At 61.4% G+C, this 24,463-nt stretch carries 19 protein-coding genes; 7 read left to right on the top strand and 12 right to left on the bottom strand.

The annotated features are described in order from the left end of the window. Positions 1–66 precede the first annotated feature (66 nt). From ACYQ2I_RS16975 to ACYQ2I_RS16965, 3 genes are read right to left on the bottom strand one after another with little or no spacing between them, the layout of a single operon-like run. The gene (locus ACYQ2I_RS16975; protein WP_460168223.1) at positions 67–1,059 is read right to left on the bottom strand and encodes a FecCD family ABC transporter permease; all 993 of its coding nucleotides are present in this window, start codon (positions 1,057–1,059) and stop codon (positions 67–69) included. Beyond that, positions 1,056–1,892 carry an ABC transporter ATP-binding protein gene (locus ACYQ2I_RS16970; RefSeq protein ID WP_460168222.1) on the bottom strand — a complete coding sequence of 279 codons (837 nt, stop codon included), beginning with the start codon at positions 1,890–1,892 and terminating at the stop codon, positions 1,056–1,058. Before ACYQ2I_RS16970 ends, ACYQ2I_RS16975 begins: the two co-directional genes overlap by 4 nt. A 10-nt stretch (positions 1,893–1,902) precedes the next feature. Then, entirely contained in the window at positions 1,903–2,862 is a 960-nt protein-coding gene (locus ACYQ2I_RS16965; protein ID WP_460168221.1) for an ABC transporter substrate-binding protein, read from the bottom strand. Between the two features lie 964 nt (positions 2,863–3,826). On the opposite strand from ACYQ2I_RS16965, the gene ACYQ2I_RS16960 reads away from it, so the two are divergent. After that, positions 3,827–5,149, top strand: coding sequence for a Gfo/Idh/MocA family oxidoreductase (locus ACYQ2I_RS16960; RefSeq protein ID WP_460168220.1), 1,323 nt, complete (start codon positions 3,827–3,829; stop codon positions 5,147–5,149). 209 nt (positions 5,150–5,358) lie between these two features. On the opposite strand, the gene ACYQ2I_RS16955 is transcribed toward ACYQ2I_RS16960, so the two are convergent. Together ACYQ2I_RS16955 and ACYQ2I_RS16950 are read right to left on the bottom strand one after the other, a co-directional pair. Continuing rightward, positions 5,359–6,096 carry a protein-L-isoaspartate(D-aspartate) O-methyltransferase gene (locus ACYQ2I_RS16955; protein ID WP_460168219.1) on the bottom strand — a complete coding sequence of 246 codons (738 nt, stop codon included), beginning with the start codon at positions 6,094–6,096 and terminating at the stop codon, positions 5,359–5,361. Then, positions 6,093–7,553: a sulfatase gene (locus tag ACYQ2I_RS16950; RefSeq protein WP_460168218.1), complete on the bottom strand. Its 1,461-nt coding sequence runs from the start codon at positions 7,551–7,553 to the stop codon at positions 6,093–6,095. Before ACYQ2I_RS16950 ends, ACYQ2I_RS16955 begins: the two co-directional genes overlap by 4 nt. A 217-nt stretch (positions 7,554–7,770) precedes the next feature. Here ACYQ2I_RS16950 and ACYQ2I_RS16945 point away from each other — a divergent pair, with 217 nt between their 5' ends. From ACYQ2I_RS16945 to ACYQ2I_RS16935, 3 genes are all read left to right on the top strand, one after another. Continuing rightward, positions 7,771–9,018, top strand: a complete 1,248-nt coding sequence (locus ACYQ2I_RS16945) for a YkgJ family cysteine cluster protein (protein WP_460168217.1) — start codon at positions 7,771–7,773, stop codon at positions 9,016–9,018. Between the two features lie 131 nt (positions 9,019–9,149). Beyond that, positions 9,150–10,196: a dipeptide epimerase gene (locus ACYQ2I_RS16940; RefSeq protein WP_460168216.1), complete on the top strand. Its 1,047-nt coding sequence runs from the start codon at positions 9,150–9,152 to the stop codon at positions 10,194–10,196. Between the two features lie 258 nt (positions 10,197–10,454). After that, positions 10,455–12,767 (top strand): FAD-dependent oxidoreductase, encoded by a 2,313-nt coding sequence (locus ACYQ2I_RS16935; protein WP_460168215.1) that lies wholly within the window; start codon positions 10,455–10,457, stop codon positions 12,765–12,767. A gap of 10 nt (positions 12,768–12,777) precedes the next feature. Here the strand turns inward: ACYQ2I_RS16935 and ACYQ2I_RS16930 are convergent, their stop codons facing one another. Further along, positions 12,778–13,764 (bottom strand): PleD family two-component system response regulator, encoded by a 987-nt coding sequence (locus ACYQ2I_RS16930; protein WP_460168214.1) that lies wholly within the window; start codon positions 13,762–13,764, stop codon positions 12,778–12,780. Positions 13,765–14,019: 255 nt separating this feature from the next. Between ACYQ2I_RS16930 and ACYQ2I_RS16925 the strand changes: the two genes are divergently transcribed. Further along, a complete protein-coding gene (locus ACYQ2I_RS16925; RefSeq protein ID WP_460168213.1) occupies positions 14,020–14,895 on the top strand; it encodes a sugar phosphate isomerase/epimerase family protein in 876 nt (291 codons plus the stop codon). 145 nt (positions 14,896–15,040) lie between these two features. Next, positions 15,041–17,155, top strand: coding sequence for a glycoside hydrolase family 2 protein (locus ACYQ2I_RS16920; protein ID WP_460168212.1), 2,115 nt, complete (start codon positions 15,041–15,043; stop codon positions 17,153–17,155). Between the two features lie 56 nt (positions 17,156–17,211). Here ACYQ2I_RS16920 and pelA read toward each other — a convergent pair whose 3' ends face one another. From pelA to gap, 3 genes are all read right to left on the bottom strand, one after another. Beyond that, positions 17,212–18,219 (bottom strand): pectate lyase, encoded by a 1,008-nt coding sequence (gene pelA / locus ACYQ2I_RS16915; RefSeq protein WP_460168211.1) that lies wholly within the window; start codon positions 18,217–18,219, stop codon positions 17,212–17,214. 119 nt (positions 18,220–18,338) lie between these two features. Beyond that, complete coding sequence (locus ACYQ2I_RS16910; RefSeq protein WP_460168210.1) at positions 18,339–18,992, bottom strand: hypothetical protein; 654 nt, start codon at positions 18,990–18,992, stop codon at positions 18,339–18,341. A gap of 171 nt (positions 18,993–19,163) precedes the next feature. Next, a complete protein-coding gene (gene gap, locus ACYQ2I_RS16905) occupies positions 19,164–20,183 on the bottom strand; it encodes a type I glyceraldehyde-3-phosphate dehydrogenase (protein WP_460168209.1) in 1,020 nt (339 codons plus the stop codon). Positions 20,184–20,340: 157 nt separating this feature from the next. On the opposite strand from gap, the gene ACYQ2I_RS16900 reads away from it, so the two are divergent. After that, positions 20,341–21,129, top strand: coding sequence for a class I SAM-dependent methyltransferase (locus ACYQ2I_RS16900; RefSeq protein ID WP_460168208.1), 789 nt, complete (start codon positions 20,341–20,343; stop codon positions 21,127–21,129). A 15-nt stretch (positions 21,130–21,144) separates the two neighbouring features. Here the strand turns inward: ACYQ2I_RS16900 and ACYQ2I_RS16895 are convergent, their stop codons facing one another. The 3 genes from ACYQ2I_RS16895 to ACYQ2I_RS16885 form a co-directional block, all read right to left on the bottom strand. Next, positions 21,145–22,419: a nickel-dependent lactate racemase family protein gene (locus ACYQ2I_RS16895; protein WP_460168207.1), complete on the bottom strand. Its 1,275-nt coding sequence runs from the start codon at positions 22,417–22,419 to the stop codon at positions 21,145–21,147. 242 nt (positions 22,420–22,661) lie between these two features. After that, the gene (locus ACYQ2I_RS16890) at positions 22,662–22,871 is read right to left on the bottom strand and encodes a small basic protein (RefSeq protein WP_460168206.1); all 210 of its coding nucleotides are present in this window, start codon (positions 22,869–22,871) and stop codon (positions 22,662–22,664) included. A gap of 360 nt (positions 22,872–23,231) precedes the next feature. Then, positions 23,232–24,041 (bottom strand): tetratricopeptide repeat protein, encoded by an 810-nt coding sequence (locus ACYQ2I_RS16885; RefSeq protein WP_460168205.1) that lies wholly within the window; start codon positions 24,039–24,041, stop codon positions 23,232–23,234. Positions 24,042–24,463: the final 422 nt, after the last annotated feature.

Below are 24,463 nucleotides of genomic sequence, written 5' to 3'. Positions count from 1 at the left end.
AACCGCGCGGTGAATGGAGGGGCCGTCGGGTGGAAAGGCCGTCCCACCGATGTTCCGTGCGATCGGTCACACGGCCGATTCCCCGCCGCGGGTGAGCAGCAACAGCAGGAAGAAGGGGCCGCCCAGCATGGCGGTGATCACGCCCACCGGCAGCTCCGTGGGGGCCACGACCGTGCGGGCGACGGTGTCGCAGATGACCAGAAACGTGCCGCCCGCGATCATCGCTCCCGGCAAAAGCCGCCGATGGTCCGGCCCGAGTAGTAATCGGCACACGTGCGGCACGATCAAGCCGACGAAGCCGATCGGTCCGCAGACGGCCACGACGGCGGCGACCATCAAACTCACGGCCGTGAACACGACGATTTTGATTCGATCGACGGCTACACCGCGTGCGGCCGCCAGTTCTTCACCGGTGATCAGCAGGTTGAGTTCCCGCGGGAGCACGGCCAGGCAAAGCAAACACGGCACGGCCAAGACGAGAACGCTTTTCAGATCGGTGAAGCCGACGACGCCTTCCAGTCCGCCGAGCATCCAGCGGAACATGCGGTAGGTGCGCGAGGGATCGGCCAGGTATTGCAGCACGATGACGGCGCTGGAATAGAAAAAGTTGAGTGCCACTCCGGCCAGCAAAAGCGTGGCCGTCGAGAATCCCGCGCGAATGCGCGTGAGTCCGTATACAAGCACGATCGTCGCCACGGCCCCCAGGAAAGCGCAGGCGGCACCGCCGGAGAGCCATCCCAGAGTGAACGACCATCCGGCGAAGATGGCGACCGCCGCACCTAGAGAAGCGCCGCCGGCGATTCCCAGCGTGAACGGCGTGGCCAACGGATTGCGAAACATGGCCTGGAAGGCGACGCCCCCGGCCGCCAACACGGCGCCGACGACGAATCCCGTCCACACGCGAGGAATCCGCAGTTCCCAGAGGATGCGGGACGCGGTGCCGTCGTCATGCCAAAGGGCGTGCAACGGCACGTCGTGCATGCCCACCAAAGGCGCACCCGCCAATACGGCGACCGCCGTCGGAACCGACACGAGCAGAATCCAGTCGGCGCGCCTCATTCAGCACCTCCCGGCTGCGGCGGCACGACCAACGGTAATTTCGCAGTGGGGTGCTCGACCAACGTAAGCGGCGTGTCGTAAATCGACCGCAGGCGTTCCGGTTCCATCAGCCGAGCGGGCGGACCGTCGAAGACGACGCGTCCCTTGCGCATGGCGATGATGCGTCCTCCTGCCAGAACGGCCCCGTTCACGTCGTGGGTCACCGTGAGCACGGTCGTGCCCTGTTCGCGATTCAATCGCACCAATAAGTCTTGGATTTCGTGTCGGTGTTTGTAGTCGAGATAGGTCGTCGGCTCGTCGAGAAGCAACAGCGGAGCCTGTTGGGCCACGGCCGCGGCGACGAACACTTTTCGGCGTTCGCCTCCGCTGAGCGTATCGAGCCTGCGGTGCCGGAGGGGTTCGACGTCGGTGATCCGTAGCGCATCGTCGACGGCCAGCCGATCTTCGCGGGTGGGAGTCTTGAACGGACCACCGTACGGATAGCGGGCCATGGCCACGAACGCTTCGACGCAAAAGGGAATGGCCGTCGTCTCGGCCTGCGGGACGTAGGCAATGCGTCGAGCCAATTGCACTTGCGACAACGTTGCCAGCGGACGTCCCAAAATGCGAATTTCGCCTCGCTCCGCTTGCGTGCGGCGAAGCAGGGTCCGCAGCAAGGTCGTCTTCCCGGCACCGTTGGGACCGATGATCGACACGTATTCGCCTTGGTGCACCGTAAACGACACGTCGCGCAAAATGGAGGTTCGACCGAGCGAAACGGCGAGGCCTTTCACCGCAATCGCCGGTTCGTGTGTCGTGCTGTCGTGATGTACAGCCGAGGGCGAATCGGACATCGAACGTGCGTCAGGGGACGGAAACGGGGTTCGGGACTTCGGTGGCCGAGGTCGGATCGAGTCGGGCATCCCAGTCGATTTCGGGATGAATCCGCCGGGCCATGAATTCGAGAAGCTCGTTGAAACGCGGACCGGGAACGACCGTCACGTCGGGGCCGACCAAATAGACGCGGCCCGTCCGCACCGCTTCGACTTGGTCGAGACGTTGCCAGGCGGCCAACAGTTCTTCGCGTCGCTTTCGTGCCTGCTCGGTCGTGTCGTCGCTGCGCGGGGCCACCTTGCCGACCAGGTCGAAGACGATTTCGGGATTCATCTGCAAGATGCCCTCGGCCGATACGATCGGAAACCGGGCCGTTGCGCGGCACACGTTTTCACCGCCGGCCAGCGTGCACAAATGGTCGAGGTATCCGTCTTGCGCCGCAGCGTACACGTCTTGAAGCCGATTGCCGTCGACCGTGCGATCGACGGTAATCAAGACTTTCGGTCGCGGCAGTCCTTCGACGAGGCGAGCGATTGCCTGCATGCGCGCCTCGCAACGTCGGCGCAAGGCGCGTCCGCGCTCGGGAACGCCGAGGCGTTCGCCCAAAACGTCGAACGTTTCCAATACACCTTCGACACTCCGGTTTTCGACGACCAACATCGGCAAGCCGATCCGTTCGACGGCCTCGGCAGGCGACTGTTCGCCCTTCGGCACCACGACCAGATCCGGTTTCAGGGCGACGATCGCCTCGAGGTTGGGCGTAAGGTAGCCGCCGACGGTCGGTAGTCTTTTCGCCTCCGGAGGATATTCGCAGTAGTCGGTCACTCCGACGACGCGATCGCCCGCTCCCAGCGCGAAAAGCGTTTCGGTAATGCTCGGCGCCAGCGAGACGATTCGCTTGGGAACGGCGGCCGATTCGCCGGTGCCGGTTGTCGTTCCCGTGTCGTCGATCGGCCGACAACCGAACACGAGCAACGACACGACCATCATTCCAAGCACGCTCGGAAACCGACAAGCCGGTTCGCGTCGTTCCGTCCGTTGCACGACGCCCGACGTCAACGATCGGGCTTCCGGCACCGGAGTGCGGTTTTGCGGACACCGGCAGACGCTTTGTGCAGTCGTCGAATGTTGCGGGATCGGTGATCTCTGCATTGTCGGTAATGTCGCGTTCAAGCTCCCGACGCATCGATCGGTGCGGTCGGTTCGTTTTTGAGCGGCCTTGTGGCGCCGGTCCGGGGGGCACCGTCGAAATGATTGGATTCGGCCATCGTCGTGCGCCGATAGTGTGTCCCAAGTATGCATCTTCTGCGACAGCCGGCCGAATCGGTGATGGATCATTCAAGAATTCGGGAAATCAACAAACCGGTACGGCGACATTTCGGCCACCGTCCCCGTTCGCGGGCCGGCATGCCTTCTGCGGTGCGCATTCCCTGCGGATTCTTCTGCCGATTCGAATCGTGCGCCGGTGCGCCGCGTCAGTGGCGGTACACACAATCTATCGGAGTCGGAGGGCGGCCGTCGAGGGCTTCCGCCGCCGAGGCTGCCGACGGGCTATTTTCTCTAGTTTACCAAGAAACGGAAATGCGGCACCCGGTGGGGCGGCCGTTGCGCAAAACGCGAGATCGCGGCGACGTGTGTTGCGGCGTTTGAGAAAACTTGGTGCGAATCCTTGCAAAGACGGGTAGCTTGTGTCAACAATAAGCCCTGCATCTTCGAGAGACAGGAGCTTTCGATTTCCATCCCCGCCCGAGGTTCCGCAACGGAATCTCGCCACGATTCGTCGTTTCCTCCATTCCCGCCTCGGTCGGGAATCGCCCCAATCGGTGGGCTTTCCCGTCGATCGCCGAACGAAGGAAAGGATGCTTTTTGTCGTAGTCGTTGCATCAGCGTGGTGTGACGTTTCGATACACGCGTGTGTTTCGTGTTTGAATGTTTTCTTTGGGAGAGTTTGACGATGAATCAGAACAAGCCTTCGCGTCGTGACTTCTTGAAGACGTCGTCGGCGGTGACGGCGGGTGCGTCGGTACTCGGCGGATTGAGCCTCGCCCGCAGCGTCCATGCCCAAGGCAGCGACGAGATCAAGTTCGTCTTGATCGGGTGCGGCGGTCGTGGTACCGGTGCGGCTGCCCAGTTCATGAACGCCCACAAGAACAACAAGCTGGTCGGTATGGCCGACGCATTCGACAACCGCTTGAGCGGTTCGTTGAATACGTTGAAGCAGCGGTACGCCGATCAGGTTCTCGTGACCGACGATACGACCTTCACCGGGTTGGAAGCATATCGGAAGGTGCTGGAAGTCGATTGCGACCTGGTCATGATCGCCACGCCGCCGGGATTCCGGCCGACCCAATTCAAGGCCGCGATCGAAGCCGGTAAGCACGTGTTCATGGAAAAGCCGTGCTGTGTCGACGGTCCCGGCTACCGCATGTTGATCGACGCCTGCAAGCTGGCCGACGAGAAGAACCTGATGGTCGCCACCGGATTGCAACGTCGTCACGAGCCGCGGTACAAGGATACGGTCAAGCGGTTGCAAGACGGTGCGATCGGCAAGATCCAGTTCCTCCGCGTCTACTGGAACGGCGGCGGCATCTGGAATCGTGCTCGTGAGCCCGGCATGACCGAAATCCAATACCAGGTCCACAACTGGTATCACTTCTGCTGGCTCAGCGGCGACAACATCACCGAGCAGCATATCCACAACCTCGACGTGGGCAACTGGGTGATGGGCGACCAGCACCCGGTCGAGGCGAACGGGATGGGCGGTTGCACGGCCCGCTACTTGGGCGACGCCAAAGGCACGGGCCAGATCTTCGACCACCACTTCGTCGAGTTCACCTTCGCCGACGGCACCAAGATGTACAGCCAGTGCCGCCACATGCGCAATTGTTTCAACTCGGTGTCGGAACACGCGCACGGCGACAAGGGTGTGTGCAACGTGGGCGGCGGTACGATCGAGTTCTTCGACGGTACTTCGTGGAAGACCGAGGAGAAGGGCGTCAGCGGTCACCAGCAAGAGCAGATCGACCTGTCGAACGCGTTGCGCGCCGGCGAACGCTACAACGAGGGCTACTATGCGGCCAACAGCAGCATGACCTCGGTCCTCGGTCGCGTGGCGAACTACACCGGTAAGGTCGTCAAGTGGGACGACATCGTCAACAACGGCCCGACGGAATTCCCCGAAGGTCCGCTCTCGTGGGAGACGCCGGCTCCCGTCCAAAAGGACGAGAACGGCGACTACCCGATTCCGATCCCCGGCCAATACACCCGGCTGGTCTGACGCCGATCGGCGATCGGTCCGTCGTTTTCCTGCATTGCAGGCGTCGCGGCGGTAACCGACTCGTGCCGGTCTGAAAAAAGCATTGCGGCGGTGCTGTCTCGAGCAGGCGGCTCCGCCGCTTCTTCTTTCGGCAATCGGGCGCAACCGCCTGCCGATGACGTGCAGGCAAAACAGCCGTCCCGTTACGAACGCCCGACGTTTGCAACGAATCAGACCTCGTCGGCCGACCAACCCTCTTGCCCGATCAGCGGCACGAAGCGACAGCCGATCAGCGATTCCGACTCGAATCGGTCGCCGTGGCGACGAATACGCTCGAGGCGTTGCAGATCGCGATCGCCCACCGGCGCCAAAAGCATGCCGCCGTCTTTCAGTTGCGCCAGCAGGCTGTCGGGGGCACGCGGTGCCGCGGCGGTGATCAAAATGCGGTCGTACGGTCCTTTCTCAGGGCAGCCCAACGTGCCGTCGGCACACAGGATTTCGACGTTTTCCAAACCTAACGCCGCGATGCGCCGACGGGCGGTCTCGGCCAGTTCCGGAATGCGTTCGATGCTCACGACCGATCGGGCCGTCAGTGCCAGGATCGCGCACTGGTAACCGCTGCCGGTGCCGATCTCGAGGACGTGTTCGCTGCCGGTCAATTCGAGTTCCTGCGTCATCAACGCGACGATGTACGGTTGACTGATCGTCTGTCCGCACTCGATCGGCAGCGCACTGTCGAGATATGCCGACGCTCGTCGCTCCGGCGGAACGAACGCCTCTCGCGGAACACGGCGCATGGCGTCGAGCACACGATCGTCGGATATGCCGCGGTTGCGCAGCTGGGCGAGCAGGCGTCGTTTGTCGGCTTCCAGACGCTTCTCGGGTTTCGTGCCGAAAGCACGAGACGTGTCGGCTGTTCCCTGCGATTTCGAAACGGAAGAGCTCGAATTTTTCGGATCGACGGTCATTTCGTCGGTGACGGCTTGTAATTCGGGTTCGGCCGCGGATACTGGGCCCCTACCGAATCGCGCCACGCCTGGAGTTTCGCCCGCAGACGCTTCGCGAGATCGGGCCTTTCGGCGGCCAAATCGTGCTGTTCGCGCAGGTCCTCCTTCAAATTGTACAGTTCGAGGTGACCGTCTTCGAAGAACTCGATCAACTTCCAGTCCCTTGCCCGCACGGCGCTGTAGGGTGTCGCCCCGCCGGGATGATAGTGCGGATAGTGCCAGTAGATCGCGTCGCGCGGAAGCGTTTCGGCGCCGTCGAACAGGGGGACGATGCTGAGTCCGTCGACGTGTTGTTCGGGCTTGGGCGGAAGCCCGGCCAAATCGAGGATCGTCGGATAATAGTCGGTCGTGATGATGGGTTCGTGCGATACGCTTCCTTTGGGAACGCGTTTCGGCCAGCGAATGATCGCCGGGACGCGGACGCCGCCCTCGTAGGTGGAGCCTTTGCCCGCCCGCAACGGCGAGTTGTCCGTCGGCGGAATGCCGTCCAATCGCGGCAACGTGAGCCCGCCGTTGTCGGAGGTGAAGATGATGATCGTGTCGTCGAGCAGGTTCCGCCGGTCGAGGTCGGCGACGATGCGTCCGACACTCTCGTCGACGCTATGGACCATTGCCGCGTACACGTCGCAACGTTGCTTGCCGGTGTCGATGCCCGAGTCGAGCTTTTGCCGGTAATGGGCGATCAACTCCTCCTTGGCTTGCAAGGGTGTGTGTACCGCATAATGGGCGAAGTAGATGAAAAACGGTTCCTCGGCGTGGGCGTCGATGAAGCGGAGCGCCTCATCGGTCAGTCGATCGGTGAGATACTCGCCCTCGTGTCCACCCTCGATCGGTGTCTTTCGCTGCTTGTTGGCATACGGCCAAAAGTACGAGGCAGGTTGGCCGTACCGGTCGCCGCCGATGTTCACGTCGAAGCCTTGATGCTCGGGATAGTAGGGCGGATCACCCAGATGCCACTTTCCGATGTGGGCGGTGGCATAACCAGCTTCTTTTAGGGCCTCGGCCAGCGTGGTTTCTTCCAAGGGCAAATACATTCGCCAGTCGGGCGGCAGCAGCTTGGCGTTCGGTCGCCGGTGGCCCGCGATCCAGTCGGTCAGGTGCAGACGGGCCGGATATTTGCCGCTCATCACCGCGGCGCGGGTCGGCGAACACACGGTACACGCGGCATACGCATCGGTGAAGCGCATTCCTTCGGCTGCCAACCGGTCGATGTGCGGGGTTTCGTACAGCTTGCTGCCCATGCAGCTCAGGTCGGTCCATCCCATATCGTCGATCAGAAAGAAGATCACGTTGGGCCGCCGCTCGGCCGCCGAAACACGCGGCGTTGTGCCGTTCGCGATCAGCAAGACGGCTGCCGACGCGATGAGCCAGTACATCGACGGAAGGCGACGGAAACGATCGAACCAACGGTGGCGCATCGGGAAGTCCTCCTCTGATATGGCTAGCTGGTGTGTGTTGTGTACAATGTGTCGGTTTTGGGGAAACGAACCGAGGTCGGCCTGGGAGTGTGATTTCGCCCGCGTTCGCACGCGAGTTGTCGCCCTGCCCCGCGGAACGCTACGATGAAACAATCGTGAACGGGAGATCGTCCGCACGCAAGTTTTTTGCCGGTCGTCACTTGCCGAAGAGAATTCCATGGAATTGCCGCTGCGGTTGTTGGCCGACGACGAACGCTGGGATTGCCGGGGATGCGGCATCTGTTGTCGCAGCGTGATCATCAAGCTCAGCGACGAGGAATACCGCCGGATTCGGGATCAGCACTGGGAAGAAGATCCTCGCTTTCGCGGCAAGAAGCTGTTCGTGCGGATGAGTCTGTTTCCTCCTGTCTACCGGTTGGCGCATCGGTCCGACGGCTTTTGTGTGTTCCTCAACGACGAAAAGCGCTGCAGCATTCACGCCAAGTTCGGGGCCGAGGCCAAACCCTTACTGTGCCGGATGTTTCCTTATCAGGTCGTGCCGCTCGAACGGTTTGCGTACCTGACCGTTCGTCGAAATTGCCCCTCGGCCGCGCTCCAGGAGGGGCCGACGTTGGCCGAGCAGGAGAGCGAATGGCGGCCGATGGTGAAGACCGACCGGCTGCGTCCGCGTCCGAAGCAGGTGCCGCCGCTTACCAGGCATTACCGCGTGTCGTGGCGGCGATTCCTGGCTGCCGCCGAGGTGCTGGAAGAGTTGACGTGCGATCGGCGTTTTCCCATCGTTCGGCGGTTGGCGGCCGGATTGACGTTTTGCCGGTCGCTGGACGGCTGTCGTTTGGCGACGTTGTCGAATGCCGAGTATGCCGAGCTGTTGCGGCTGCTGAGAGATGCATCGCACGAGGAAGCCGCCGATTTCTTTCGGGAACGTAAGCCGCCTGGTTGGGCGACGCGGCTGATCTTTCGCCGTGTGCTGGCCGACTATCTGCGTTTACATCCGCGGTACGTGCTCGAAAATTCGTGGCGAGGCCGATTCCGCTGGGCGAAGCTGGGTATCCGAATGGCCCTAGGAAGGGGTACAATGCATGAGCTGGCCCCGGACTTTCCGGCCGCCGATTGGAAGCACCTCGAAAGCCCTTTGGGAACACTTTCGGCCGATGTGTTGCGACCGTTGGATGACTATTTCGAATCGCTGGCGAAGACGAAGCGGTTCGCCGTGGCCGGGCGAAAAGGCTGGGCTCTCACGGAACGGTATCGCGCCGTGGCCGTGAGTTTTGCCGCCGCCATGTGGTTCTTGCGATTGACCGCTTTCGAACGTCCCGTCGCGACCGACGACGTCGTTCAGGCTGTGATCACGATCGAACGAGGCGAGGGACATGCGCCCTTGGGCAGTGCGACTTATCGCAAGCGGCTGCGGGCGGTGGAGTATCGGAACGAGTTGGGGCGACTGATTGCCTGGTATGCGCGTTAGCCGCGATAAGCACGATGCGGTCCGATCGTCGTCGTTTTCGCCGGTGCGGGCTGGTGGAAAGCGGCAATCGGTCGGCGGTTCGGCGAGGGGGGCTCATGCCCCGGCGACGCTGAAATAGGAGACGAAGTTTCATGGACTTGAAGATTCATCCGATTGCGTTACCGCTGCGTCATCCGTTCACCATCTCCCGAGGCACGACCGAGGTCTACGAAGCGGCGATCGTCGAGCTGTCACAAGACGGGGTTTCCGGTTACGGGGAACTCGTTCCGGCCGCATGCTACGGACAGCACGTCGACGAAGCGATTTCCAAGATCGAATCGTTGCGGTCGGAGATCGTCGGGACTGAAGTGAAGCATCCGGCCGTGTTGTGGGAAAAGTGGTGTGCCTTGTTTCCTTCGATGCCGTCGGTCGTGAACGCTCTGGATTGTGCTTGCTACGACCTGTGGGGCAAACTGCGCAGCCAACCGATCTGGCGCTACTGGAACTTGCCGTTGGATCGCACGCCGGCCAGCAGCATCACCATCGGCATCGATACGCTCGATCGCATGGTCGAGAAGCTCCTTGAAGTCGCCGATTGGCCGGTCATCAAGATCAAGCTGGGGACGGAAGACGACCTGGCGATCGTGCGAGAGTTGCGGCGTCACACGAAGGCGCGGTTTCGCGTCGATGCGAACGAGGCCTGGAAGCCGGCGGAAACGATCGAGAATGCCAAGGCGATGGCCGAATTGGACGTCGAATTCATCGAGCAGCCGCTGCCTGCTGAAGATTGGGAAGGCATGCGGGAGGTCGTCCGCCAAAGCGAGTTGCCGATCATCGCCGACGAGAGCTGCGTCGTCGAGGCCGACATCGACCGGTGCGTATCGTACTTCCACGGCGTGAACATCAAGCTCGTGAAATGCGGCGGGCCCACGGCTGCAAGACGGATGTTGCTGCGCGCGCGTCACTTGCAGCTATCGACGATGATCGGCTGCATGACCGAGACGAGCGTGGGCATCTCGGCGGCGGCGAATCTCGCCCCGTTGGCCGACTATCTCGACCTGGACGGGGCCGTCTTGCTGGCACAGGATTGGGCCGACGGCGTCGTGCTGGATCACGGGCGACTCGAATTCCCGCCGCGGGGCGGGTTCGGAATCCTGCCTCGGGAACAGATCGCCGAGGCTTCTGCCGTCGATTCATAGGCAATGTGAGAAAATGCGGCAAAATGAACGGTGTGCCGCATTCGGGAATTGACGCGCGTCGATCGTCGGACAATCCTAGTCTTGCCGGTCGATGAGTGCGGCAAGTGCGCACCGGACGGCTTCGGCCTGCCGAGAGCCGAGCGACCGGCACCCGTTCCCCCCGTAGCTTGCCTTCCCGTCGTTGCCCGGAGTTTGCCGGAAGCGTCCTCGCGGTTGCGACGCGGGTAATCGATTCCGGAATCTGTCAGGAGCGCGTCGATGAAACGAATGTTTGCTTGGACGGCTGTTTGGACGGTGATCGCCTGGGGCGTATGGTCGATAACGGCCTCCGCCGCCGAAAAACCCCCGGTCGTGTTGCTCGAGGCCGAGCAATTTGATTCGTGGGGAGGGTGGTGCCACGACACGCAGTTCATGCACGTGATGGGATCGCCTTATCTGCTGGCCCACGGTCTCGGCGAGCCGGTCGAGGATGCCGTGACGGAAGTGACGTTTCCCCGGCCCGGTACCTACCGCGTATGGGTCCGTACCCGCGACTGGGTGGCTACGTGGGACGCCCCCGGCGCTCCGGGGCGGTTCCAGGTGCTCGTCGACGGCAAGCCGTTGGAAACCGTGTTTGGTATCGAAGGTGCCGAATGGCACTGGCAGGACGGGGGGACGATTCGCGTCGATCCCGACAAACGCTCGTTGGAGATTCGATTGCACGACCTGACCGGTTTCGAAGGTCGGTGCGATGCGATTGTTTTCACGGCCGACTTGGACAATCCGCCGCCGAACGATGAAACGCTCGACGCGTGGCGGCGCGAGATTTTGGGCCTGCCTGAGATTTCCCGTGACGTGGGGCCGTTCGATTTGGTCGTCGTCGGCGGCGGGATGTCGGGGACGTGTGCTGCGGTATCGGCCGCACGATTGGGCCTGAAGGTCGCCTTGATTCAGGATCGACGTGTACTCGGCGGAAACAACAGCAGCGAGGTCCGGGTGTGGTTGAACGGCGCGATCAATTGCGAGCCGTATCCGCGGGTAGGTGACGTGGTCGCCGAGCTCGATCCCGTCAAGCGGGCGCACAACGGGCCGGAAAATACCGGCGAAATCTACGAAGACGACCGACGTCTCGCCTTGGTGAAGGCGGAACCGAATTTGACCTTGTTGACCGGCTATCGTGCTTACGACGTCGAGACGGAAGGCGGTCGCATCACCGCGGTACTGGCCCAGGAGACGGTCTCTGCCGAGCGGATTCGTTGCCGGGGTACGTGGTTTGCCGACTGCACCGGCGACGGCACGATCGGTGCGGCGGCAGGGGCCGACTTCGAAATGACCGTTCCCGGCCACATGGGCTGCACGAACCTATGGTGGGTGTACGATACCGGCAAGCCGACGTCGTTTCCCCGGTGTCCCTGGGCGCTCGACTTGACCGAAAAGCCGTTCCCCGGCAGGCATGTCTCCATCGGCGACGTTCCCGCCGACAAGCGAGGACCCGAGGCCCTGGGCGCGTGGTTCTGGGAGAGCGGTTTCGATCACGATCCGATCGTGAAAGGAGAATACATTCGTGATTGGAACTTCCGCGCCATGTACGGCGCGTGGGATGCGCTGAAGAACGTGGACAAAGACTACGCGACGTACAAGATCGGTTGGGCGGCGTACATCGCCGGTCCGCGGGAGTCGCGCCGCTTGATGGGCGACGTCGTTTTGACGAAGGAAGACATCCTTTCGGGCCGTGAATTTCCCGACGGGTGCGTACCGACCGGCTGGTCGATCGACATTCACGTTCCCGATCCGCGGTACAACAAAGGCTTCGAAGGCGACGCGTTCATCTCGAAGGCGATCTTTACCCGTTATCCGACGCCCTACTGGATTCCGTATCGTTGTTTGTACAGCCGGAATGTGCCGAATTTGTTCATGGCCGGACGGTGCATCAGCGTGACGCACGAGGCGTTGGGAACGGTTCGCGTGATGCGGACGTGCGGGTGCATGGGCGAGATCGTCGGCATGGCGGCCTCGCTCTGCAAAAAGTTCGACACCTCGCCTCGCGGCGTTTACCGGCAGCACTTGGAGGAGCTCAAGGCCCTCATGCGCAAGGGGGTGGGACGTCGCACTGAAAAGGTGGCGAAGTACCTGCAACCGGCAGAAAAGGTGGCCGCACTCGGTGTAAACCTGGCACCGAAGGCCTCGTTGTCGACATCCGAATCGTACGCCGCCGACAAGAATCCGCCCGCGCGGATCAACGACGGCAAGATCGACCTGTTGGACAACGGCGGTCGGTGGCTGAGTGCCGCCGAACTGCCCGCCGTCGTCGAATTGAAGTTCGATACTCCGCAACGCTTGACGGCTGCGAGACTCGTCTCGGGCTACTTGGAACCGGGAGATCGAATCAGCGCTTGGATCGAAGCCTTCAAGCTGCAATGGTTCGACGGCACCTCGTGGCGTGATTGGGGCGAGCCGGTCGAGGGAAACGAGGACGTGGATCGGATCGTCGATCTGCCGACGGTGACGACCGACCGCGTGCGTCTGGAGGTTACAGCCGCCCCCGGGAATATCGCCCGCATTTGGGAATTCGCCGTGTTCGGCGAAAAATGAGCCGATGCCGCTACAGGCGGAAGTATTCCTCGAAGCCGGGTAGATACGGTTGCCGCGGCGGGTGGGCGCGCTCGTAGTAACGCAGCCGATATGCCTCGGCCAGGTGGATCATGATCTCCAATGCCAACAGGTCGGCGCGGCTCATGACGTGCCGACTACTGCGGGCGCCCAGGCCGCGAATCAGCTCGCCTACGACATGCACATGAAGCTGCATCACTTGCTGCGATCCGACTCCGGCGACGGCGAACATTTCGGCCAATCGCCCCAGTTCGCCGGCCAGATTTCCCGAACCCATGATCACGTAAGCGCGGAGCAGTTCCCGATAGTGGACGACCAATTCGTCGGGTAGGCCCGGAATGTGAACGTCGCGGCCCTCGGTGGGGCTCGTTTCCGCCTCGGTCTCTTGGGCTTCCTCGTCGCGCGAATCGAGCAGACGATCGCTCAGCGTCCCCACGTCGGCAATCAGCTGCCGTTGCTGGCGCAGCAGCCGTTCGGCCTCTTCGTGTTCCCGCTGAAGCCGTTGGCGTTCGGCCTGGACGAGTCGCCTGTTTTCCCGCAACAAGCGATGATGTTGTACGGCGCGGGTGACCATCCAAATCAGGCCCCGCGTCGTACCGGTGTGAATGCACACGTAGCCGTCGGCCCCGGCCTCGTAGCAGTAGACGGCCATTTCCTGTTCGGATTGACTGCCGAGGATGATGATCGGCTCGTCGGCGCCTCCGGCGCGAAATCCCTCGGTCAGATCAAGCGCATCGAGTTCACCTGGATCGTGGGTGACGAGGACGGCGTCGAAGACTTCGTCCCGCAGTCGGCTCAAGCCTGCCGTGCTTCCGACCGCTTCGCACAGTTCGATTTCGACGGCGCTGTCGTGGGCCAGGGCGTCGGCCAGCCACCCACCCGTCCGGCGTTTATCGCAAATGTGCAATACGCGCAGCCGTTGCGGCAGCCCTTGCCAGGCGACGGTAGGGACTTGGTTGGCCGTGCGGGCGGTCGGCATGGCGTGAGACCGGAGAACGAATCGGAAGGTTCGCTGGGACGAAATCTTACCCAATAAGAGCCTATCGAGGCGGAACTCTAGCGAACCGCCGAACACCGGTCAAGACGAACCGATAGCGAAGAAAGACAATGTGGCCCGGGTGCGCAAAACAGGTAAAGTATTGTCCGCCACATCCGGGTGGATTAGACTAACCACGCTTTCGGAGACGGAAGCGTCGATCGTTCGAGTCTGTTTGCGACCAAGGAGAAATGGGACATGGCACACACCATGAATCGACGAGAGTTGTTGGCGGCGGGAGCCGCGGTCGGATTGGCTGCGTCGCCGTTGGTCCGCCTGTTTGCCGCCGATGAAAAACGACTGTACAAAATCGGCGCCTGCGATTGGTCGATCGGCAAACGCCAGAACATCGAGGCGTTCGACGTCGCCAAGGCGATCGGCCTCGATGGAGTGCAGGTGAGCTTTAGCGAGCCCGGCAAGCCGTTCGACTTGAGGGAAAAGGCCGTTCGTGATCAGTACTTGGCCAAGTCGAAAGAAACGGGCGTCGAGATTGCTTCGCTGGCGATGGGGGTGCTCAACGGTGTGCCCTTCGCAACCGAGCCCCAAACGGAAAAGTGGGTCGAAGAATGCATTGAAGTCATGGCCGCAATGGGGCAGAAGATCGTCTTGTTGGCGTTCTTCGGCAAGGGCGATATCCGCGGCAAGCCCGATCGGCAAGAGGCCGTCATCGCCAAACTCAAACGACTGGCCCCGAAGGCGGAGAAGGCCGGTGTCATCTTGGGCGTCGAAAGCACGCTGAACGTCGACGACCACTTGAAGATCCTCAACGGCGTCGATTCTCCCGCCGTGCAGGTTTACTATGACGTGGCGAACATGCACTACAACGGCTACGACATCTTCGCCGAGCTGCGCACGCTGGGGGCCGATCGCATTTGCCAAATCCACTGCAAGGAACGTGGGTGCCTGTTGGGCAAGGGACCGATCGACTTTAAGAAGGTGCGCGACGTTTTGGGCGAGATCGGCTACTACGATTGGCTCATTATCGAGGGAGCCACCGAGAAGGGACGCAGCATGGAGGAATGCTACGTCGACAATCAGAAGTATCTGCGCAGCCTTTTCCCGACGGCAGGTTGAATCGTTCCGAGGGCAAAGGATGTCCGATCCATTTGCTGAATGTCATCGTCGAGGCGCGGCAATCCGTTGGGTTGCCGCGCCTTGATGTTTCGGTGTGCGTGCGCTAGGCGAGAGGGAAGGCAACGGACTACGAAAGGGGAACGCGATGCGCGCGGTGTCGGTCAAGGTCGTCGTGTTGTTGGTTGCAGTATCGTCGATCGCTGCGGAGGTTCACGCTGCCGTCGAGGCGGCCGGGGGAAGACGGCAGATCTCCTTGGACGGCACATGGCAGATCGCCGAGGGTGATTGGGAAACGGTCCCCGGCGAATTTCCTGCGCAGGTGCCGGTTCCGGGATTGGTCGATCTGGCCGAACCGAAGTTCGAACAGGTCGGACAGAAGAGTTCGCGTCGCACGGCGTTTTGGTATCGCCGCGAATTCACGATCGACGGGCCGGTGCCCGAGATCGCCCTGTTGAAATTGCACAAGGCGAAATACGGTAGCAAAGTCTGGTTGAACGGGCGCCTCGTCGGTGAGCATCTGCCGTGTTTTACGCCCGGCTATTTCGACGTGAAGCCGGCGCTTCGCGGGGAAGGGCGAACGAACGAGCTGATTATCCGCGTGGGAGCCGATCGCGAGGCGATTCCGCCCGACGTTCCCTCGGGCTGGGATTTCGAAAAGTACCGCTATATTCCCGGGATTTACGACTCGGTCGAATTGATCCTCACGCAAAAGCCGGCGATTCGTAACGTCCAGATCGTGCCCGACATCGACCGGAAACAGGTCCGTGTGATTGCCGAAATCGACGGTGCGACCGATCGATCGGCGTTGGGCGTCCGCATCACGACTGCCGTCGGGGAGAGCCTCGTCGCCGAAAAACGCATTCCGCTCGCGGAAGGTCAAGAGACGGCCGAGGTCGTCCTATCGATTCCGAATTGTCGTTTGTGGTCGCCCGAAGATCCGTTTTTGTACCGGGCGACGGTGACCACCGAGGCCGATGGGATGAGCGTGCGTTTCGGCATGCGGTCGTTCGGTTTCGATCCCGTTCTCAAGCGGGCGCTGCTCAACGGAAAGCAGTATCCGCTGCGAGGCAGCAATATCACGCTGTATCGCTTTTTCGAAGACGACCGGCGAGGCGACTTGCCGTGGAACAAAGAATGGGTTCGGAAGCTGCATCGGCGATGCAAAGAGATGCATTGGAATGCGCTGCGGTACTGCATCGGTTTTCCGCCGGAATTCTGGTACGACATCGCCGACGAGGAAGGCATTCTGATCCAGGACGAGTTCCCTATTTGGCTGCTTTCCGGCGAGAAGAGCGGATGCCCCGAGTATCCCGTCGCCGAAAAGCTCGTTCCGCAGTATCGCGACTGGATGCGCGAGCGGTGGAACCATCCGTGCGTCGTGATCTGGGACGCGCAGAACGAGAGTTTCACGCCCGAAACGGGCAAGGCACTTTCGCAAGTGCGGCACCTCGACCGGTCGAACCGGCCTTGGGAAAACGGTTGGGGCGAACCGCAAAGCCACACCGATTGCGTCGAATCGCACCCGTATTTGTTCATTCGCGATTGGACCGGCCGCGAGCCGTTCCGCTTGAGTGAACTTGCGCGGCACGACGGCACGCCGCGATTGCAAGAACCGCAGAAGAAACGCGATGTAACGATCATCATCAACGAGTATGCGTGGTTGTGGCTCACCCGCGAGGGCGATCCGACCTCGCTCACCCACGAGGTTTACGAGAACCTGCTCGGTCCGAATTCGACCCGCGAACAGCGGCAGGAATTGTATGCCCGCTACTTGGCGGCGTTGACCGAGTTTTGGCGGGCCAAGGGGAAGTGTGCGGGCGTGCTCGAGTTTTGCATGTTGGGCTATTCCCGGCCCGGCGACAAACCTCGCCCCGAAGGCGGCGCCACCAGTGACCACTGGATCGACGTGGAAAATCTGGTTTGGGAACCGCACTATGCGAAGTACGTGCGCGATGCCTTTGCGCCGGTCGGCGTGATGCTCGACTTGTGGGACGAAAAACTGCCGCGTGGTGAAAAACGCGAGGTCGCCGTGTACCTCCTCAACGACCTGCAATCGAAATGGCACGGAACATTACGCGTGCGCTACGACGGCGATGCGAAACCGATCTTCGAGGAAACGATCGAGTTGATGCCGGTGTCGAAAAGGGTGGTTTCGGTTCTCATTCCGATTCCCGCCGTGCCGGGCAAGTACACGATCGTCGCCGAGTTGGTTGCCGGTAGCTCCACGACCAAGAGCGTGCGCGACTTCGTGGTCGAGTGAGGGTTTCGGTGCGGAACACCCCCGTTGCACGCGGTGCGATGCGCGTCCGCCATCCGTCAGTGATGGGGCCATTCGGCGTACATTTCAAGGACTTTTGCGCCCCAGGTCCCGTACCAGGCGTAGCCGGTCCGCCGCTCGGGACCGACTTCTTCGAGATGATAGCGAACCACCGAATCGCGATCGCTGAAGATGGGCCGGTTCGTACCGATCTCGTAGAAACGCGCCCACAACGTCGGTGCGTCGGGGTCGGGAACCAAGGCTGGGCCCGTGCCTTTTCCCGTGTAGCGATAACCCTCGATCTTGACGGCATCGAACCACGCGACGCCCGCCTTGACCGCACGCACGACCTCGGGGCTCGGAGTATCCAACCGCATGAGGAATTCGAGGATCCAGGCACTTTCGGCGCCGCTGAGCGACGCCGGTTCGAAGCTGCGGGCCGGGACCGGCTCTAGCGTTTCGGCGTGATGCTGCGCGCACCAGACGGTCGGCGTTCCCTCGACGATCACCTGGCATTTCAAAATACAGTCGATGCCGCGCTCGACGGCTTGGCGGGCGGCCTCGCGACGCGGCGCATCGAGAAACGCGTATTCGTCCTTTTCGGCGACGTCGCGGAGGAGCTCCAGCAATCGAATCATTGCGTTGTCGTTGAAAGTGATGTGCCGGTGATAGCCGTCGCCCGGCGGATAGTATTGGGGCCATCCGCCGTTGGGGTACTGGGCTTCGAGGATATGATCGAAGCCACGCACGAAGGCGGTCCGACAACGCTCGTCGCCGGTAACGCGAAACGCCTTGGCCAACGCCCTCAATTCGCCTACCGTGGCGCCGTTGTCGAAGGTGCCCGCGGGCTTCTCGCCTTTGCCGGAAAACGCCGTTGCGGTCGTATCCATGTTCTTAGGCCAGTCGCCGCGGGCGGTTTGCCACGACAGGATGTTGTCGATCGCTTCGCGGCCTGCTTCCGAGCGGAACCAGTCGTCGGATTTCTTGAGCAGGTTTTCAGCCGGTGTTCCGGCTACGACCGGTGCAGCGACCAGCGCGGCAAGCACAAGCGAGGGTATGCGCAACATGGCGAGCTCCTCGATGGAAGTGGAGAAACGACCAAGCGGTCGAGCACGGCCGGTTGCGTACGGCCGAACCCATGATACTTGCGCGCAGGCGGGGAAGCCAATCGGCTCGATCGCGGCGGCTACTTCCAGGGGAAGACGAGCTGGAGTTGCGGCAAGATGGCCGAAATCTGTGAAACACCCAAGATGGCCGTCCACACGATCAAGACGGCGCCGACGCCCATGATACTCAGGCCGCGCGGATTGCGGGCGACTTCGACATCTTGCAGGCGGCGGGCCAGCTCGCGATGGAACTGCTGCCAGCTCAGGTAGTTTTGACGCCGGCCGACGGCAATCAGAGAGACGTTTCGCAGGCTTGTCCAAGCCGAGACGTAAAGCTGAATGCCCATGTTCGGCATCGACAGGCAGTCACCCGCCCAGCGGGCATCGGGGTCGAGATGCTTGACCATGTCGGAGAGAACCGGCCGCAGTTCGTGCGGAGCGATGTTGTAAATGATCAGCCGCGGCGGTGCCAACAGCGACACCAAGACGACCAGCAACAGGTACATCGCGAGCATCAGCACCCACACGAACTCACCCATGTGGATGAACGCCAGAAGCGGAAAGAAGAGTTGCATCGGGCCGACCATGACCAGCCCGGCCAAAGCAAGCCCGAGCGTCATCCAGTCGCGCATTCCCGAAACGACCACCGGCGTCTTTCGTCCGTTCAACGCGCCGACGGTCACCAAGTAGAACGCCAACGGCAGAATAGCCAAACACCACAGCGGAAAATTCATGCCTTGGCTTGTGCCTCGTAAAAAGTTCCGTGTCGGATGCGATGCGACGGCAAGCCGCAAATCGCATAATTCCTGATTCTGGCCGTGTCGATCCGAAGACGCAAGAGCGGACCGTCACTTGCAAGCGACGGCCCGCTCGATGGTGCAAATCCGTGTTGATTCAGGGCCGAATTACAGGGCGGCCAATTTCTCGATCAAATCGACGGTGCGGCAGCTATAGCCCCACTCGTTGTCGTACCACGAGACGATCTTGACCATCGTGTCGGAGATCACCTGCGTGAACGGCGCCGCGAAGATCGAGCTGTGCGAATCGTCGATGATGTCGCTGGAGACGATCGGATCTTCGGTGTAGGCCAAGATGCCCTTGAGTTCGTTTTCCGAAGCACGCTTGACGGCGGCGTTGATGGCGTCGGCCGTGGCGGGCTTGGAAAGTTCGGCGACCAGGTCGACCACGCTGCCGGTGGGGACCGGAACCCGCATCGCGATGCCCGTCAATTTGCCCTTCAGTTCCGGAATCACCAACCCGACGGCCTTTGCCGCACCGGTCGTCGTCGGGATGATGTTTTGGGCGGCTGCGCGGGCACGATACAGGTCCGAGTGCGGCAAGTCCAGCACGCGCTGATCGTTCGTGTAGGCGTGAACGGTGGTCATCAAGCCGCGCACGATACCGAAGTTTTCGTGCAGAACCTTCGCCACCGGCGCCAGGCAGTTCGTCGTGCAGCTCGCATTCGAAACGCACTTGTGCTCGGCGGTGAGCAGGTTGTCGTTCACACCCAACACGCAGGTCAGGTCGGGATCGTCTTTCGCCGGGGCGCTGATGACGACCTTCTTCGCGCCGGCTTCGAGATGCGATGCATACCCGGGCTTGCCGTCGCCGCCGCGAGCGCGGAACACACCGGTGCTTTCGACGACCACTTCCGCACCCAAATCACCCCACGGCAACTTCGAGGGATCGCGTTCGGCCGAGACCGGAATCTTCTTGCCGTCGACGATCAGGTTCGCGTCGTCGTAGCTCACTTCGCCGGGGTAACGGCCGTGGACGCTGTCGTACTTGAACAGCATCGCCAGGGTTTTGTTGTCGGTAATGTCGTTGATACCGACGATCTCAAATTTGTCGCCCAATTGAAGGATGCGACGGGCCACCAAGCGGCCGATACGACCAAAACCGTTGATTCCAACACGAATCGCCACTGTTTCGTCTCCTTTGACCAGAGATATCCCTCGAAAGAGCTAACGAAGCCGACCTCCCGAAAGCGCCGTCCCCGGACGCTTTGGTTAACTCAGTACGAAACAGCAGATTATACTGGCGGTGCGAACCCCCATCAACCACCAGCGAATCGAGCCGTCGATGGGTGAACACGATGCAAATCGGTCTCTGCCGGGTGTCCCCCACGGCGTTTGGGAGTATGCCCAATCTCCCGAATTGCCCCATATTTACGACCATGCGTTTGCGACCAACGACCTGTTCGTGCTCGACGAACAAGTGATCGGAAAGTATCTCACGCGGCCGGGGGTGGTAATCGACCTGGGATGCGGTACGGGCAGAACGCTGTTACCCCTTGCGGGGCGGGGATTTCGAGCGATCGGTGTCGACCTGTCGCGAACAATGCTGCAAGCGGTTCGGAAGAAGGCCCTCGCTCGCCGTCTCGACGTGGCGTGCGTTCAAGCCAATCTCGTGCAATTGAACTGTTTTCGAAATAATATTGCCGATTTTGTGCTGTGCCTTTTCAGTACCCTGGGGATGATCGCGCCCCGTCCGAATCGCCGCGCGGTTCTCGAGCATGTCCACCGCATCCTGAAACCGGGAGGAATCCTCGTTCTCCATGTCCACAACGTGTGGTTCAACCTGTGGGATTCCCTGGAAAGAAGGTGGCTCTTGCGGCACCTGGTCGAGGTGATGCGCGGCAAGTGCGCACTCGGCGACCGCTGGTTCCACTTTGCGGGAGCGCGGAATGTATTCGTCCATGCGTATACCCGCCGCGAGCTGCTGGTCGATCTCCGGGCGGCGCGATTGCACGTGATCGAGCGGATCCCGTTGGGGAAAGATCGCCGTCGGCCGCTGCGGATGCGCCGGTGGCTCGAATCGTTGCGAGCGAACGGTTGGATCGTGGTCGTGCGAAAGGAAGCGGATGATTGAAGGCCGCTTTTCGCCTTAGTTCGCGACGTCGGCGATCAGATACGGACCCTTCGGCATCACGGCGATGGTTGCGTCGCGTCCGTAGCGGGCGAAGCAGTCGTCCAATGCGGCCGCGACGCTGGGCGCCGATTCGACATACAGTCGAGAGAGCTGTTCTGCCGAAAGTCCCTCGGTGACCATGACCACGCGGGCTTTGCGAAGAACCTTGGCAAGCTCTTCCAATTGCCACTGGTCCATGCGGAAATAGTCGCCGCCTTCGAGTTTCGCCATGAAGGTATCGATCGAGTCGTTTTCCTCGAAGATGCGGCAGAATTCGGGGCTACCGATTCCCTCGGAGATTTCCGCCGCGATGATCACCGTGCCGCCGGGCTTGACGATCGGTTCGGCGGCCACCATGCCTTTGATCGACTGGTAGTACGTGGCGTCCAGCGGGTAACCTGCCGAGCTGGTGATGACGATATCGACCGGTTCGGGAACGGTGTCGCACACGCATTGCCGTACGAAGGCGACCCCGTCGTGGAATGCGGCCTCCATGTCGCCGGCGCTCACGTGCAGGATGCTTCGGTCTTCACCCAGGGCGACATTGACGATGAAGTCGCACCCGGCCTTGCGGGCGATCCAGGTGTTTTCTTCGTGGACGGGGTTTTGTTCCAGCGTGCCCGCCCGGGCGTTGGGGTGTTCGAGGAATTGCGGCGAGTGCCACACTTTCACCGTTTCCAAGGCCGCCAGGCCGGGGCAGATGAGTTTACGGCCGCCCGAAAAGCCCGCCATGAAGTGCGGCTCGATCAGGCCGACGGTGATCTTCAAGTCGGCCTCGACGTAGCGTCGGTCGATCCAAACGGGCACGCCTCGCGGACTCGTTCCCAAGTTCACATGTTCGTCGAGGTTTTGGCCGTGGTGGTTTTCGACGCGATAGGCACGAACGATCTCGGGAGAGAGGATTTGTTCGAGTTCTTCGCCTTCGTTCGGCCGATGCAGCCCCGTCGCGATCAGGATGAGGATTTTGTCCCGCGGAATGCCGGCCGATTCGAGGATCGGCAGCACTTCATTCAAGATCAGTGCGTTGGGAACCGGCCGGGTGATATCGCAAACGACGATGCAGGCATTCTTGCGGCCCTTGGCCAATTCGGCCAGCGGAGGCGTGCCGATCGGCGCGTTCAGACGCTCGCGCAGAGCCGCTTTCGGATCGGCCAAGGCCGGGGCGGGACGATACTGGAGGACCTTGAGCACGTTTTCCTCGGGCAGATCGACCGTCATCCCGTTGCGACCGTATTCCAGGTGAACTTGCATCGCCTTGCTCCGCATTTGAACGATCCACAAGCATTGCCGGGCTCGAAACTCGACATTGTAACGGCGACCGTCTGGAATTCATCCGGAAGTCGTGATTTTTTCGCAATTTGCGCCAATAAGACAACGCCGCGTTTTCCTGCGCATCAACGGGCGATGCCGCGAGCAAGAACGAAAAAACGAGCCTCGGACAAGCGAGGCTCGTTTCGTAGTTTGTAAACGGTGGTGTCCGGCGACGGCGACGATCACTTCTCCTCGTCGCTTTCGGGGCCCTTCTTCTTTTTCTTCTTCTTCATTGAGATCTTTTGCACGCGAACCTTGGGCAAGTGCAGCGGATCGTCGCCTTCGCTCCAACGGTCGGCGTCTTTCAATCGCTGAAGACGCTCGGCTCGCGTAAGAACACTGCGGACCTTTACCAAGGCCCGACGAATGCGGAGACTTCGGTCCATGGTCATGGCTGGACGCTCCTCGAAAAAATAGTCGAGTGTATTTCGGATTTCCGTCGCGACCGGAGGGCATCCCCACAAAGGGACGGTGCGCCGCCGGAAGGGCGTTCCTCGGTCTGATTCGGCTTGTGTTGCGATCAATCGCACGGCCGAACGGAGGCAGGGGCCCCGATCGAGACGACGACTTTCGCGGAAAACGCTTCAGTATAGCGGGACCGTCCCGGCCTTTCAATCGGTCGTTTAGGGCGTTTTGCAAATCCCCCCGCTCTTCCCGGTTTGCCCGGCTGTTTTCGTTTATCGGGGGAAGAAAAAACCGCGTCGACGTATAGGCGACGCGGTCGAGTGATCGTTCGTGTGGAGAGTTGTGTCTCAGAAGGCGAACGGGTTTGCCGGTTGAGCGGGTTCGCCTTCGGGGGCGGCACCGCCGGGCACCGCAGCGGGCACGTTTCCGGCTGTGTCGGCGGCTGCTTCGGCCGTGTCTTTGGCGGCTTGGCCGAACACGCCGAGGACGCGACCGAGATTGACGTCGCCTTCCGCGTCATTCGACGCCGACTCGGGGGCGAACGGGTTGCCGGCCGGGGCGGGCGGTTGCGCCGGCGGGGCCGGTTGCACCGGAGGCATCGGCGGTTGGGCCGGAGCAGCGGGTTGTGCAGGCGGTTGCGCCGGGACTGCCGGTTGGGCCGGAGCCGCCTCGGCACCGGGGATACCGACGGCCGGTTGGGCCGGTTGCAACACACGTTCTTCTTCACGACGCAGTTGTTCGTAACGCTCGCGGCGGATGCGTTCGGCTTCTTGAAGAGCCGCCAGGCGGGCTTCGAGACGATATTTCTGAAGGAGTCGGCGATCGGGGCCTTGAACCCGTTCCAATGACCGCCCTACGGCGTAAAAGCCGCTCACGTCGGCGGCCTCGAGCTTTGCGCCCTGTTCGAAATCGAGTTTTGCTTCGTCTTCACGGCCGAGCCGCAGGTAGGTCAGGCCGCGATAGTAATAGCATCGCGGGTCTTCGCTGCCGTTGTCGATGGCCGTGGTCAGGTGTTGGAACGCCTTGGCGTAATCGCCCGAAAAATATGCGTGAACGCCCAAGCCGTAATAGTGCGACAACACGGCGCTCTGCGCCCAAATGGTTCCCGTTCCGATCACGGCACACGCTGCAACCAGCAGAAGCACCTTCCGAAGCATCGAATCAACTCCCACGAGCGAGTGTTACGGTGAAATGGGATCGGCTGGACGGATGCATCCTGCACGCTCGGTCCCGTCCGACCGATTCTCTGCGTTACCACGAATAGACTAGCTTCTGAAGACGGCTGGGGCGTGGGAGGTCCGTTCCGCAAGAGCCCATCACCGAAACGCGGGGCCAAGAAAGGAGCCTCGTACCTGCTCCGGTGACATGACACATGTTAACTAGGGGGTGTGGGAATTTCAAGCAAGCAAAAAAGAGCGAATAATTTAGGGAAAAGTGGGGTGTTCGGCCCACCCGACTTGCCCGTTCCCGATAGTTTTGCAGTTTTGCCGTTTCACGTGTGGGCCGGTCGGTGACGTTGCGCTCGTTCGCGCGGCAAAGGGTTAGGTTGACCGCCTGAAAAAGCGTTGCCGCATCCCAA

Source organism: Thermostilla marina (genome assembly GCF_054657455.1).
This window is presented reverse-complemented; position numbering and strand designations above follow the sequence as displayed.

Coding starts and splice junctions, on each gene's coding strand:
- ACYQ2I_RS16975 (WP_460168223.1), bottom strand. CDS start 1,059: ATGAGGCGCGCCGACTGGATTCTGCTCGTGTCGGTTCCGACGGCGGTC.
- ACYQ2I_RS16970 (WP_460168222.1), bottom strand. CDS start 1,892: ATGTCCGATTCGCCCTCGGCTGTACATCACGACAGCACGACACACGAA.
- ACYQ2I_RS16965 (WP_460168221.1), bottom strand. CDS start 2,862: ATGATGGTCGTGTCGTTGCTCGTGTTCGGTTGTCGGCCGATCGACGAC.
- ACYQ2I_RS16960 (WP_460168220.1), top strand. CDS start 3,827: ATGAATCAGAACAAGCCTTCGCGTCGTGACTTCTTGAAGACGTCGTCG.
- ACYQ2I_RS16955 (WP_460168219.1), bottom strand. CDS start 6,096: ATGACCGTCGATCCGAAAAATTCGAGCTCTTCCGTTTCGAAATCGCAG.
- ACYQ2I_RS16950 (WP_460168218.1), bottom strand. CDS start 7,553: ATGCGCCACCGTTGGTTCGATCGTTTCCGTCGCCTTCCGTCGATGTAC.
- ACYQ2I_RS16945 (WP_460168217.1), top strand. CDS start 7,771: ATGGAATTGCCGCTGCGGTTGTTGGCCGACGACGAACGCTGGGATTGC.
- ACYQ2I_RS16940 (WP_460168216.1), top strand. CDS start 9,150: ATGGACTTGAAGATTCATCCGATTGCGTTACCGCTGCGTCATCCGTTC.
- ACYQ2I_RS16935 (WP_460168215.1), top strand. CDS start 10,455: ATGAAACGAATGTTTGCTTGGACGGCTGTTTGGACGGTGATCGCCTGG.
- ACYQ2I_RS16930 (WP_460168214.1), bottom strand. CDS start 13,764: ATGCCGACCGCCCGCACGGCCAACCAAGTCCCTACCGTCGCCTGGCAA.
- ACYQ2I_RS16925 (WP_460168213.1), top strand. CDS start 14,020: ATGGCACACACCATGAATCGACGAGAGTTGTTGGCGGCGGGAGCCGCG.
- ACYQ2I_RS16920 (WP_460168212.1), top strand. CDS start 15,041: ATGCGCGCGGTGTCGGTCAAGGTCGTCGTGTTGTTGGTTGCAGTATCG.
- pelA (WP_460168211.1), bottom strand. CDS start 18,219: ATGTTGCGCATACCCTCGCTTGTGCTTGCCGCGCTGGTCGCTGCACCG.
- ACYQ2I_RS16910 (WP_460168210.1), bottom strand. CDS start 18,992: ATGAATTTTCCGCTGTGGTGTTTGGCTATTCTGCCGTTGGCGTTCTAC.
- ACYQ2I_RS16900 (WP_460168208.1), top strand. CDS start 20,341: ATGGGTGAACACGATGCAAATCGGTCTCTGCCGGGTGTCCCCCACGGC.
- ACYQ2I_RS16895 (WP_460168207.1), bottom strand. CDS start 22,419: ATGCAAGTTCACCTGGAATACGGTCGCAACGGGATGACGGTCGATCTG.
- ACYQ2I_RS16890 (WP_460168206.1), bottom strand. CDS start 22,871: ATGACCATGGACCGAAGTCTCCGCATTCGTCGGGCCTTGGTAAAGGTC.
- ACYQ2I_RS16885 (WP_460168205.1), bottom strand. CDS start 24,041: ATGCTTCGGAAGGTGCTTCTGCTGGTTGCAGCGTGTGCCGTGATCGGA.